Origin of the sequence: Gordonia terrae, assembly GCF_051789125.1 — a bacterium.
Taxonomy (GTDB): Bacteria; Actinomycetota; Actinomycetes; order Mycobacteriales; family Mycobacteriaceae; genus Gordonia; species Gordonia terrae_A.
The window spans coordinates 101,134-113,623 of the sequence record NZ_CP196526.1 but is presented as its reverse complement, the minus strand read 5'-3'; the positions used below and the strand labels follow the sequence as shown (position 1 = coordinate 113,623).

The window sequence follows — 12,490 nt, the reverse complement described above, 5'->3', positions numbered from 1 at the left end:
GAGGACGCTCTGCGGATGTCACGCGGGCCACCTGAGCGACCCGATGTGATCTGCTCCACACAGTAGGGGCGCGTTGGTTGCACGAGGGTTGCAACGTGAGCAACCAACCCGGGTCGACCGCGTCAGGCGCCGTAGCGTCTGTCCAGCAATCGGATACGCCCTCCGGCCACCGCGCGGTCGGGATGCCCCGCGGGCAGGCGGTGTTCGAGGCGACGCCACGCGGCGAGGTCGTCGCGGCCATGGGTGGACGACGTCCACCTGCGCAGGGCGGACACGCCGCCACCCGAGATGACCCGCGACCGCAGGTCTTCGCGCAGCTCCTCGAAGATCTCGACGATCCCCGGAGCCGTCGATTCGGCGAGGAGACCACCGCGTCCCAGATCGTCGACGACCGACATCAGATCGGTCCCGGTGGCGATGCGTGAACGGATGTCGTCGACGTCGGAGGACATGTCCAGCGTGAGCCGGTAGGGCCGGCTCGCCACCACGTCGGCCCCCAGGTCGCGGCGCAACCGGGAGATCTCGGCTCGGACGGTCACCGGGTCGAGTCCGTCCTCGGCGAGTTTCAGCGCGAGCTGCTCGGTGTTGAGTCCCTCCGGAAAGGCCTGCAGCAGAACGAGTATCTCGGCGTGTCGACGCGACGGCGTACGTGCGCTCGCCGCGTCGGCGGCCCTGCGCCATCGCGCCGGCCCGTCGCCCAGCACGGTGAGGTGCGCGGCGGCGGTCCGCGTCGGGGCCGGGACGAAGGTCGACGGGTCGGCGAGATCGACGGCTCCGGCCTGCAGTTCCCGTTCGACGGCCGCGACCACCGACCGCACCGCCGCGAGCGCGAACGGCGCCGCGACCTCACGCCCGCCGGTCACGTCGATCACGCCGATCACGTGCCCGGTCAGCGGGTCGTGCACGGGCGCCGCCGCGCAACTCCACTCCTGCACCGGACCGGCGAAGTGTTCGGGGCCGACGACCTGCACGCCACGATCCACCGCGAGCGCCAGGCCGGGAGCATTGGTGCCGACGACCTCCTCGCTCCACACCGACCCCTCGACGAAGTTGATGTGCCCGGCGCGGTCGCGGGCCGCCGAGTCTCCCTCGATCCACAGCAGGCGCCCGGCCTGGTCGGTGAGCGCGACGACCACCCCGGTGTCGGCGATCGCGTCGACCATCAGGGACTGCACGAGCGGCCGGACCGCCGTGATGGGATGCGAGGCGCGGTACCGCGCGAACTCCTCCGCCGACATCGCGGCAGCGCGCTCACCTTCGCGCGCGGCTTCGGTCGGGTCCACACCCCTGGTCAGCGACCGCGCCCATGAATCGCGCACGATGGAACGCACCGCATCCGCAGGTGGGGTCACGCCGGACAGGAAGTCCTCATACGCCCTGCGGATGCGTGTGGCACCCCCAGCCGCGTCAGTCATGCACCCTCCATGGTTCGTCCATGTGCCGACGATTGTGCCCGTCCGACTGTGATGTCGGCAACATCCGCGCAGTTCGACGCGCCGCCGGCCGCCGCGCCTTGCACAGTCGCCCTCACCCGAAGCGCGCCGAGAACGTCCGCGGCGTCATGCCGGTCACCGTCCGGAAGTCCCGGACGAAGTGCGCCTCGTCGGCATAGGAGAGCTCGGCGGCCAGCGTCGCCAACGGTCGGGTGTCGTCCCGCAGGCGTTCGGCGGCTTCGTGGAGTCGACGACGCTGGATGAGCCATTTGGGGGTCAGGCCGAGGCGGCGGCGCGTCAGCCGCTGCAGACTGCGTTCGGTGAGATGGAACCGATCGCAGATCTGGGCCACCGCGACCACCGACGAATCGTCTTCCACATACTCGACGATCGCGTTGATCAGCCGGCCGTCGTCGTCGAGCGGGAGTCGGGTCCGCAGCCAGTTCTCGACCAGGTCGGTCGCCTCCCGCTGGGTCGCCTCGTCGTCGAACCCGGTGGCCATCACCGAGCGGATCGCGAGCTCGAGTTCGGCGCCGCGGTCCCCGAAGACCACGGACAGCTCGTCGAATCGATCGGTCCACGAACTCACGTCGCCGACGAGCAGACCCCCCGCACCGGGCGTCAGCATGACTCCGACAGCCCACCCGTCACCGCTCAACACCGTCTCCGACAGTCCGCTGTTGACGCCGTAGAACCGCGCGTACGTGTTGCTGACGACGATGAGACAGACGGGGTACTGCAAGACCCGCTGCGGCGACTCGGCTCCCGGCGGGACCGACCAGACCGGAACCCAGAAGCGCCGCACCATGTCACCGACGTCGGGGCTCGGGGTCCAGCGGCCGATCCGGTAGGTCGCGTCCGCGGGGTCCACGAGATGGGCGCGCTCGACGTCGTCGAGTCGCGTCGATCCCGGCTTGTCGGGTTTCATCTATCACCGTCCAGTGCTGTCGCGGTTGACTTCCATCATGACCGCTGTGAACGACACCTCACCACTTCTCGCCCACTACACCCGGCTCGCCGACGGCCTCGCCGGCGTCCTCGATTCCGTACCCGCCGAGACCTGGACCAACGCCTCCCCGTGCGAGGGCTGGTCGGGCCGCGACGTGGTCGCCCACATCATCGACACCCAGCGGGAGTTCTTCTCGCGTCACGATGTCGACCTCGGCCCGGTCCCCCCGCTCGACGACCCGGCCGCCGCCTGGCGCGCCCACCGCGACACCGTCGTCGGACTTCTCGCCGACCCGGCAGTCGGCGACCGCGCCTTCGACGGACACTTCGGACCGACGACCATCGGCGAAACCCTCATCCGCTTCTACGGTTTCGACATGATCGCCCACCGGTGGGACATCGCGCGCGCCGCGGGTGTCGGACACACCTTCACCGACGACGAGCTGACCGAGATGGAGACGGCGGTCGACGGCTTCGGCGACGCGCTGTATTCCGAGGGGGTCTGCGAGCGCGTCGAGATCCCGACCGGCGCCGATCGGCAGACGACGCTGCTCGCGAAGCTGGGTCGTCGCACGTCCTGAGCTTCGCGACGAATGCTCCCTGCGGTGCGAGGGGGCGGCTCCGCTCGCACCCAGGAAGCAGGAGGGTGAGCCGACCTCAGGGAATCCAACCGTTGTGCCGCGGATATCGCGCCCGGAGATAGCCGTAGACGTAGGTGCTGACCAGCAATGCGATCCCGGCGTAGACCGACGGCCACAGGAAGACGTTGTCGAGCGAATCCCGGACAGCGGCCACCGCCCAGCCGATCACGAAGAGGACCAGGGCGATGGTCGCGAGGATGCGGATGACGAGCACGACGGTGGCGAGTACCGCCCATACAGTTTCTCGGGTCCGAGCCGACCGTCCGCCCACGCCGTCATCGTAGTGCCGCGCGCACCGCGAGGTGCTGGTCCTGGTCTCACATTCCACCCCGCGCCCCGTCGGCGCGTGGAGAATGGGGGGATGAAGACCATCCTCAATGTCATCTGGCTCGTCCTGTGCGGACTGTGGATGGCGATCGGCTACGTCGTCGCCGGCATCATCTGCTGCATTCTCATCATCACCATCCCGTTCGGGATCGCGTCGTTCCGGATGGCCAGCTATGCGCTGTGGCCGTTCGGGCGCACGGTGGTTCGCAAACCGACCGCAGGCGTCGCGTCGACCATCGGCAACATCATCTGGATCGTCGTGGCCGGCCTGTGGTTGGCCATCGGTCACATCACCACCGGCCTCGCGATGTGCTTGACGATCATCGGGATCCCGCTCGGCATCGCGAGCTTCAAGATGGTCCCGGTGTCGCTCCTGCCGCTCGGTGCCGAGATCGTTCCCACCGATCAGCCGATGCCCGGAGGCGTGCCCGCGCGACTGTGACCGACCGTACGTTCCGCGGATCCACCGGGCACCCATCCGGGTATGACGTCAGATCCGAACAGTGAGCATGACACTCACGATCCGGCCCGGCTCCGGCCGGTCGCCGGGCCTCCGGCACCGCACGTCATACTGCTTGCCGCGACTTCCTCTCTCACGGACGCTCGCAGGAACGTGATGGTCTCCCGTCCGCGACGGCGCGGGATGGGACATCTGAAGCTCGGACGACCAATGGCAGCAGGAGGTGCGTGATGTCTGATCATCTCGATCCCGACGCTGCCGAATTGCTGGAGATGGCTCCGCTCATCGCCCTGGACGCCCTGTCCGCCACCGAGTCGCGGGACGTGGAGGTTCGGCTCGCCGCTGCGCCGGACGAGTTCCGAGCGCTCTTCGACAAGCAGGTCCGCGCGACGCGCGAGGCCCTGGCCGCCATGAGCAAGATCACCGCGACCCCTCCACCGCCGACGCTGCGCGACCGCGTGCTCGCCGCCGCGCGTGCCGAGGCCGGCCTCGACGAGCCGGATGCTCCGCCCGTCGTTCCTCAGGTCGCCGCTCCTGCAGTGGTCCGGTCCCCCTCCGTCGAGCGGGATGCGCCCATTCCCGCACCGGACGACCCCGACGACCTCGCGTCGCGCCGGCGCCTACGACGCCGCTGGTCCTATCTGGCGGCCGCGGCGGTGGCCGCGATCGCGATCGGTGCTGCGGGCTGGGCCATCGGATTGTCGAGCTCCGACCCCGAGCCGGCCCCACCCCTGGCATCGCCTGCCGAACAGGTCTTCTCCGCCGACGATCTGCGGTCGCGGGCCGGCCCCGTCGCCACCGGCAACGCCACGGTGTACTTGGCGAACTCCGCCGACACCGGTGTGCTGGTGATGAATTCCGTGCCGCCGCCCAAGCCGGGCACCGTCTATCAGATGTGGCTCATCGGTCCGGACGGCACGCGTTCGGCCGGCACGATGACCGACAAGGACGTCGAACCCGTCACCACCGCCGTGCTGTCGGGGATCAACTCCGCGTCCGCGCTGGCGTTCACCGTCGAACCGCCCGGCGGATCGGCACAACCCACCACCACTCCGGTGGCGCAGTTGTCGCTGCTCTGACCCCGGACGACGACGTCACCGGCCACCGATGCTCCCTGAGGTGCGAGGAGCGCAGGCGACGAACCTCGAAGGGCGCTCACTTCAGCAGCGCGCGAATGGACTCGATGCTGTCTGCCTGGGCCGCGGTCTTGTCCGGCCGGTATCGGACCACGCGCGCGAATCGCAGCGCGACACCGCCCGGGTACCTCGAACTTCGTTGTGCGCCATCGAGTTCGATCTCGACGACGATCTCCGGACGTAGGTACACCGCGTACCGGTCACGGTGGGTCTCGTGCTTCGGGAACTCCTCGGTCTGCCAGCGGAGCAGCTCGTCGGTCAGGCCCTTGAACGTCTTGCCGACCATCACCAGTTCACCCGTCTCGGGATCGCGGGCTCCGAGGTGGAGGTTCGACAGCCAACCCGAGCGCCGCCCCGAGCCCCACTCCGCACCCAGCACGACGAGGTCGAAGGTGTGCGTCGGTTTGACCTTCTGCCATGCCTTTCCGCGACGGCCGGCCACGTACAGGCCGTCGAGCGACTTCACCATCACACCTTCGTGACCGTCGGCCATCGCGGCGTCGAAATGGCTGCGCGCCTCCTCGGCGCTCGGGCGCGTCACGGCCGGTATGCGCAGGTGTGGGGCGATGGAGTCGATGGCGGCGAGCCGCTCGGACAACGGGCGGTCGATGAGGTCGGTGCCGTCGAGATGCAGACAGTCGAAGAAGAACGGCTTGAGGAGTCGTTCGGGTTCACCCGCCGCGGTCGGCCCGGAGCCGAACCGGCTCATCGTGTCCTGGAAGGACCGCGGGCGGCCGTCGTCGGAGAGCATCAGGGTCTCGCCGTCGAGGATCACCGAGTCGCACGGCAGTGCGGCGATCACCGAGACGAGGTCGGGCACGTTGGCGGTCACGTCGCGAAGTGTCCGGGTGAAGACCGAGACCTCGGTTCCCTTGCGGTGCACCTGGATGCGCGCTCCGTCGAGTTTGTAGTCGACGATCAGGTCGGGCCCGAGGAGCGCGAGAGCGGCATCGAGATCGTCGGCAGGGGTCGCGAGCATGGGCTCGACGGCACGGCCCACCTCGAGGCCGACCGCGGCCAGCGCCTCGGCGCCGAACCGGGCGAGGGCGGCGGTCTCCGGCAGCGAGCCGGTGAGCATGTTCGCCCGGCGCACGAGCGTCAGTTCCTGGCCGGTGACCTTGGCGATGGCGTCGGTCATGACACCCGCCAGCGCCCCCTGCCGCAACTCGCCGGTGAGCAGTGCGACGAGGAACTTCTGCTCGGCCTCGGTCGACTCCGCGAACAGGGACGCGATGATCTCACCGCGACGCTTCGTCGAACCGGGGCCCGAGGCCGACGCGAGTTCACCGAGCGCGGCGTCGACAGCCGCGACCTCCAGTGACGGCGAATCCGCCGGTGCCGCGATCAGTTTCGACAGCGACCGCCAGCCGACGCCCAGACGACCCTGCGGGATCTCACCCGAGAGCCATGCGACGACGATCGGCAGTTCCGCGTCGGTCGTCGCCGAGAGCGCATCCGCGAGCACCGCCGTCTTACGGGTCCGCGACCGGTCGCGCGCCACGTCCGCCGACGTCTGGACGACATCGATCAGCTTCACGTCGCCTCACCTGCAGCCGGACGAGCATTCACGCGTTCGACGGTACGCCGGGGCCCCGACAATCGCGGCCGACCATGGCCGTGAGTCAGACCTCGGTGAGGTCGACCGACTTGGTCTCGCGGACGCTGAGCAGCGCGATCATCGTGGCGACCGCGGCCACCGCGAGATACACACCCACCCAGCCGACGCCGTAGTCGGCGACGATCCAGGTCGCGATGAACGGGGCCACCGCGGCGCCGAGGATCGAGGCGACGTTGTAGGAGATACCCGAGCCCGTGTAGCGGACGTTGGTGGGGAACAGTTCCGGCAGGATCGCGCTCATCGGCCCGAAGGTGAGACCCATCAGGGTCATACCGAGGATCAGGAAGAACAGCATCATCCCGTCCGACATCGACGACGGGGCGAGCAGCCACTGGAAGCACAGGCCGAACACGATGATCGCGGCGGTGATGATGATGAGGAACGCGCGGCGCCCGTAGCGGTCGGCGAGACGTCCCGAGATCGGCACGCACGCGGCGAAGAAGAGCACGGCCACCAGCTGGAGCTGCAGGAAGTCGACGTAACTGATCGACAGTTTGATGCCCGACGCGTCGGTCACCTTGCCGGTGCCGTAGGAGATCACCCAGGTGGTCACGATGTAGAACAGCGTGTAGGTCGCCACCATGATGAACGTGCCGGCGATGAGCGGACGCCAACTGGTCTTCACGACCTCGGCCAGCGGTGCCTTGACCTTCTTGCCGTCGGCGACGGCCTTCGCGAACACCGGTGTCTCGGTGAGCTTCAACCGGACGTACAGGCCCACCGCCACCATGATGGCGCTGGCCAGGAACGGGATTCGCCAACCCCAGGTCATGAAGGCATGGTCGGAGGCCGAGGTCTTGGCGTCGAAGTCGAGTCCGATCATCAGCAGCAGGAAGGTCCCGTTGGCGAAGAAGAAGCCGATCGGTGCGCCGAGCTGCGGCCACATCGCCGCCCATGCACGTTTGCCCTTCTCGGCCGTCTCCGTGGCGAGAAGTGCTGCGCCCGACCACTCTCCGCCCAGCCCGAGGCCCTGGCAGAAGCGCATCAGCGCGAGCAGCGCCGGTGCGAGGTAACCGACCGAATCGTAGGTGGGCAGCAGCCCGATCACGAACGTAGCTATACCCATCGTGAGCAACGACCCGACCAGCGTCGCCTTACGCCCGATGCGATCGCCGAAGTGGCCGAACAGGATCGAACCGATGGGCCGCGCCACGAACGCTAGGCCGAAGGTCGCGAACGACGACAGCAGCGCCGCGGTGTCGTCCCCCTTGGGGAAGAACAGCACCGGGAACACCAGGACCGCGGCTGTCGCATAGATGTAGAAGTCGAAGAACTCGATGCTCGTCCCGATCATCGACGCGATCACGATGCGGCTACGGGGTACCGGCGCCTGGTCGGGATGATCGATGTTGCGGACCGCGGAATCGCTCATCCGCGCGACGTTACGCCTGCGCCGGCGGACATACGTTTCGACCCCTGAGAAAAGGCTGAGCGTCGGGCGGCGGGGCATCCCGTCAGTTGATTTCAGCTGCCTGGTGGGGGTGTTCGTGTCCCGGTTCGCGGCACGCCCGCGCGTGGACACCCGTAGGGTCACAACACCGGATGGAGGAGCGAGGATGGGGCCCAGGGTCTCAGACACATGCCCCGCCCCGAACTCGCTGTCATCGACACTGTCAGTCAGGAGACTGGCTTGGTAGAGGTAACCCGGGGAGGAGCGCCGATGAGTTCACAGGTGGAAACAGGCAATTGGTCCGAGGGGTTCCGTGTGCGGGCTGCGCAACGGTCCGAGGCAGCTGATCCGCAGTGGTCGGCCGGCAGTCGGCTCGACCCGTCGATCGTTCGGAGCCTGCAGAAGTTCCAGGTGGGCGAGAGTGGCGACGGATCTCACCTAATCGCCAACGCCGCCGCCGCAGGCGACCGCGACTACGAGGCCGCCGTGCGTCTCTTCGTCGCGGAAGAACAAAACCACGCACGCATGCTGGCGCTGCTGCTGCGCGCCGGCGGGGCGCAGACAAAACGATGGCACTGGTCCGACAGCGTCTTCGTGCATCTTCGGCGACTCTTGGGACTCCGGCTCGAACTGATGATCCTGACCATCGCCGAGGTCGTCGCGTTGCGCTACTACCGTGCGCTGGCTGAGGGCGGGGGCGATCGTCTCCTTGTCGACGTGTCCGAACGCATCCTCGCTGACGAGGGTCATCACGTCCCGTTCCAGATTCGGCGTCTGCGGCTCGGCTTCCGCGACACACCGGCGCCGGCTCGGCTCGCGATCAAACAGGTGTGGCGTGGCATGGCTGCGGCCGTGATCGTTGTCGTTGCGCTGGACCACGGTCGGGCCATGCGTGTGTGCGGGGTATCGCGGCGAGAGTTCGTTGGCATCCGCACCCAGGTCACCGGCACGGCGGCGTCCGCCGAGGTGACTATCACCGGGACCGGCGACGAGGTATTTCGTTCGCTCTCGGGCGAAGCGACCGAACTGCCTCGGGCCGCCGTCGTCGGCAGCCCCGACGCGCTCGAGCGCTTCGAGCTTCTGACCCACTGCGCCTACACGTCCGCACTGGACCTCGCCGCGATCAACCGGCAGCGCATCGCCGCCACGGTGGCCGGGTAGCGAGTGGCCACGACACAATGGCCCAACCTCCCCGACGAGGTCGGCGCCGAAATCAACCGGATTGCCGCCGTTCTGCTGCAGCGCCTGCCCGCCTACACCGAGGAAATGCTCGAGTACATTGTCGAACGTATTCCCGAGGCGACCACGGACGATGGTCTACGCGGGCTGACTCTGGCTTCCTGTTCATCGAACCTCGAGGCCGCACTATCGATGGTGCGCAACGCGATCGACGTTACCGCGGCGTCGGCCCCGGTGACCGCGCTGGAGCACGCACGGGCAATGGCGGCCCGCGGTTACAGCGTCGACGTGATGCTGCGCCATTACCGTCTCGGTCACGCGTACTTCACCGAACGGATCCTGGCGGGAGTTGGCAGGTTTGTGCCCGACTCTGCGCTGGCGATGACCGTGGTAGCCGAACTGCAGAACTACGCCTTCGGCTACGTCGATCGGATCTCCAGCGAGGTCGCAGCCGAGTATGTCGCCGAGCTAGACCGCATCCAACACCGGGTCCGCGCGGCTCGCACCGATGCCGTGCGCAGGCTACTCGCCGGGGACAGGGTCGATCTCGGCGGAACCGAAGGCACGCTATCGCACCGTCTCACCGGATGGCAGACAGCGTTCATCTGCTGGACCGAACGCGACGATATCGATCTGCAGCGGATCGGCAAGACGATCGGCGGACGTCTGGGCTCGGAACACCCGCTGCTGCTCCCCGACGGTACTCAGACGCTGTGGGGGTGGGTTTCGACCCCGGGCTCCCCCGATGTCGGCCCGGACTCTCTGGCGTCACTGGGATCCGCCATCCCCAAGTCGGTTCGGGTCTCGCTGGGTAACCCGGCCCGTGGCCCGGTCGGCTTCCGCGAGTCACATGCCCAGGCACAGCGTGCCCGCCGGATCGTCGAATTGGGAAGCCGAAGCGCTCCGGTCACCTCGTACGCCGAGATGGCCCTCGTTGACACGATGAGCGGCGACCTCGACCTGGCTCGGGCCTTCGTCGCCGCTGAACTTGGCGAATTGGGCGTCGTCGGTGTCCGCGAGGCGGAGGAGCGCCGGGCGCTGCTGGCAGTGCTCGACGCACAAGGAGGTCTAGCCGCGGCGGCAACAGTGTTAGGTGTACACCGCAACACAGTGCTACAGCGGATGCGCCGGGCCGAGGAGCGTCTGGGGCGGACCGCCTCCGGCCGAATCGTCGAACTCCACGCGGCGTTGCACCTGGCCGAAACGCTCGGAGCCGCGGTGCTGGGCAGCACCGAAGAACTAGCGTGACCTAGTGTGCGCCCCGCACATTCGTATGGGCGCGCGACCCCTCGCGCGCGATCCGCGGCATTCGTAACTTAGTGACCATGGTCACGCCTATCAACCTCGATCCTGGCGGCAACCCAGGTAACGCCCGGCCGATTCAAGCTCTCCCTGATCCCGGAGAACGAATCCCCACCCTGTCCTGGCCCATCGTCGCCCTCTTCGTCGGCTCCATCGCCGCTTTTGCGGCATCGACATGGGCGGCGGTGACCGACCGGCTCCCAGCTCTGGTGACGATCGGGATCAGCGGGGCAGCCATCTTCGTGCTCTTCACCGTCCTTCACGATGCGTCCCACTATTCGATCAGCACACACCGCTGGGTCAACGTGGCCTTCGGCCGGGTCGCGATGTTCTTTGTCTCGCCACTGATTTCCTTCAAATCCTTTGCCTTCATCCATATTTCGCATCACCGCAACACCAATGATCACGATGGCAGCGACCCCGACCACTTCATCAGTGGCGCCTCAGTCTGGAAGGCACCAGCTCGATTCGGAGTGATGGACGTCCCCTACCTCTCGTTTGTGGTGCGGAACGCCAAGAGCCGACCCCGAGCGGAACTGATCGAGACCGCGGCGCTCCTGACGATGAGCGTCGCAGTGATCATCGGGTGCGCGCTGACCGGCCACTTCTGGACCCTGGCGCTGGTATACCTGATCCCGGAGCGGGTAGGCATGTTCGTCCTCGCATGGTGGTTTGATTGGCTACCCCATCACGACCTCGAAGACACCCAGCGTGAGAACCGGTATCGGGCCACCCGTAATCGGGTCGGCGCCGAGTGGATCCTCACCCCGCTGCTGCTGTCGCAGAACTACCACCTGGTCCATCACCTGCACCCCTCCATCCCGTTCTACCGTTACGTGGCCGCGTGGCGACGCAACGAAGACCAGTACCTCGAACGCAATGCCGCTATCGGCACTGCTTTCGGGCAACAGCTCACCCCGGACGAGTACCGCGAATGGAAGCAGCTCAACGCCAAGATGGGACGTCTGCTGCCGCTGCGGCGGGTCCCGCAGGGCACGGGCCGGCGTGCGGACTTCCATCCGATCCGGGTGGCCGGTGTGGACAAACTGACCTCCGACAGCGTGCTGATCCAGTTCGAGATTCCGGATGAGTTGCGCGAGGCCTTCACCTTCGAGGCCGGGCAGCACGTCACCGTCCGCGCCACGATCGACGGCATCGCGGTGCGGCGCAACTACTCCATCTGCACCTCTGCGCTCTCGGGCCGGTTCGCGATCGCCGTCAAGCGCGTTCCCGGCGGGGTTTTTTCCACCTACGCGGTGGAACAGCTCAAGGCGGGAGACACCCTGGAGCTACTTGCCCCGACGGGATCTTTCGGGACCGAGCTGGATCCGGTGTCCGACAAGCGGTACGTCGCCGTTGCGGTCGGCAGTGGTATTACCCCCGTGCTCTCGATCGTGCAGACTGCGCTTGCGGTCGAGACGACGAGCCATTTCACGTTGATCTACGGTAACCGCGACGCGGCGAGCACCATGTTCCGCCGTGACCTCGATGACCTTGAGGCCCGCTTCGGCGACCGGCTCCGGATCATCCACATCCGTTCACGCGACCCGCAGCACCCACCATTGCTCAGCGGGCGGATCGACCGGGACAAGCTCGAGCACTGGCTTGGCGCCGAACTCACACCGGCCTCGATTGACGAGTGGTTCCTCTGCGGGCCGGTGGACCTGGTCGCCGAGGTGCGAGAGATCCTCATCGAACACGGCGCCGACTCCGAGCACGTCCACGTCGAGGTGTTCCAGGGTTACGGAAAGTCCATTGCCACCGATGGATTCGCGACCGCGAAGGTCACGGTCGGGCTGGCAGGACGCAGTCACGAAGTGTCCCTGGCTGCGGGCGAAACCGTCCTCGAGTCCGCTCTCAAGGCCGGTTTGGATGCTCCCTACGCCTGCTTGGGCGGGGCCTGTGGCACCTGCTCGGCGAAAGTCACCGGCGGCGCGGTGTCGATGGAACAGAACTTTGCACTATCGGACGCCCAGATGAAGGCGGGTTACGTGCTGACCTGCCAGTCGCGCCCAACCACACCGTCGGTCACTGTCGAGTACGAGGGATAACCCGA

General features: G+C 67.4%; 11 protein-coding genes. 6 read left to right on the top strand and 5 right to left on the bottom strand.

The window, feature by feature from the left end; all coding sequences use genetic code 11:
- Positions 1 to 122: 122 nt before the first annotated feature.
- The gene (locus ACSUZC_RS00545; protein ID WP_439031009.1) at positions 123 to 1,415 is read right to left on the bottom strand and encodes a GAF domain-containing protein; all 1,293 of its coding nucleotides are present in this window, start codon (positions 1,413 to 1,415) and stop codon (positions 123 to 125) included.
- A gap of 112 nt (positions 1,416 to 1,527) precedes the next feature.
- Positions 1,528 to 2,361 (bottom strand): helix-turn-helix domain-containing protein, encoded by an 834-nt coding sequence (locus tag ACSUZC_RS00540; RefSeq protein WP_439031008.1) that lies wholly within the window; start codon positions 2,359 to 2,361, stop codon positions 1,528 to 1,530.
- Positions 2,362 to 2,398: 37 nt separating this feature from the next.
- Here ACSUZC_RS00540 and ACSUZC_RS00535 point away from each other — a divergent pair, with 37 nt between their 5' ends.
- Positions 2,399 to 2,962, top strand: a complete 564-nt coding sequence (locus ACSUZC_RS00535) for a maleylpyruvate isomerase family mycothiol-dependent enzyme (protein ID WP_439031007.1) — start codon at positions 2,399 to 2,401, stop codon at positions 2,960 to 2,962.
- A 76-nt stretch (positions 2,963 to 3,038) separates the two neighbouring features.
- Here ACSUZC_RS00535 and ACSUZC_RS00530 read toward each other — a convergent pair whose 3' ends face one another.
- A complete protein-coding gene (locus ACSUZC_RS00530) occupies positions 3,039 to 3,293 on the bottom strand; it encodes a hypothetical protein (protein WP_439031006.1) in 255 nt (84 codons plus the stop codon).
- A 90-nt stretch (positions 3,294 to 3,383) separates the two neighbouring features.
- On the opposite strand from ACSUZC_RS00530, the gene ACSUZC_RS00525 reads away from it, so the two are divergent.
- Positions 3,384 to 3,791, top strand: a complete 408-nt coding sequence (locus ACSUZC_RS00525) for a YccF domain-containing protein (RefSeq protein WP_439031005.1) — start codon at positions 3,384 to 3,386, stop codon at positions 3,789 to 3,791.
- A 248-nt stretch (positions 3,792 to 4,039) separates the two neighbouring features.
- Positions 4,040 to 4,888, top strand: coding sequence for an anti-sigma factor (locus tag ACSUZC_RS00520; protein ID WP_439031004.1), 849 nt, complete (start codon positions 4,040 to 4,042; stop codon positions 4,886 to 4,888).
- A gap of 76 nt (positions 4,889 to 4,964) precedes the next feature.
- On the opposite strand, the gene ACSUZC_RS00515 is transcribed toward ACSUZC_RS00520, so the two are convergent.
- On the bottom strand, positions 4,965 to 6,482 hold the full coding sequence (locus tag ACSUZC_RS00515; RefSeq protein WP_439031003.1) for an ATP-dependent DNA ligase: 1,518 nt from the start codon (positions 6,480 to 6,482) through the stop codon (positions 4,965 to 4,967).
- 85 nt (positions 6,483 to 6,567) lie between these two features.
- Positions 6,568 to 7,935, bottom strand: a complete 1,368-nt coding sequence (locus ACSUZC_RS00510) for an MFS transporter (RefSeq protein WP_439031002.1) — start codon at positions 7,933 to 7,935, stop codon at positions 6,568 to 6,570.
- 288 nt (positions 7,936 to 8,223) lie between these two features.
- Here ACSUZC_RS00510 and ACSUZC_RS00505 point away from each other — a divergent pair, with 288 nt between their 5' ends.
- The 3 genes from ACSUZC_RS00505 to ACSUZC_RS00495 all read left to right on the top strand — a co-directional run bounded on the left by ACSUZC_RS00505 (position 8,224) and on the right by ACSUZC_RS00495 (position 12,485).
- The gene (locus ACSUZC_RS00505) at positions 8,224 to 9,114 is read left to right on the top strand and encodes a ferritin-like domain-containing protein (RefSeq protein ID WP_439031001.1); all 891 of its coding nucleotides are present in this window, start codon (positions 8,224 to 8,226) and stop codon (positions 9,112 to 9,114) included.
- Between the two features lie 3 nt (positions 9,115 to 9,117).
- Positions 9,118 to 10,380, top strand: coding sequence for a helix-turn-helix domain-containing protein (locus ACSUZC_RS00500; protein WP_439031000.1), 1,263 nt, complete (start codon positions 9,118 to 9,120; stop codon positions 10,378 to 10,380).
- A 77-nt stretch (positions 10,381 to 10,457) separates the two neighbouring features.
- The gene (locus ACSUZC_RS00495) at positions 10,458 to 12,485 is read left to right on the top strand and encodes a fatty acid desaturase (protein ID WP_439030999.1); all 2,028 of its coding nucleotides are present in this window, start codon (positions 10,458 to 10,460) and stop codon (positions 12,483 to 12,485) included.
- Positions 12,486 to 12,490 lie beyond the last annotated feature (5 nt).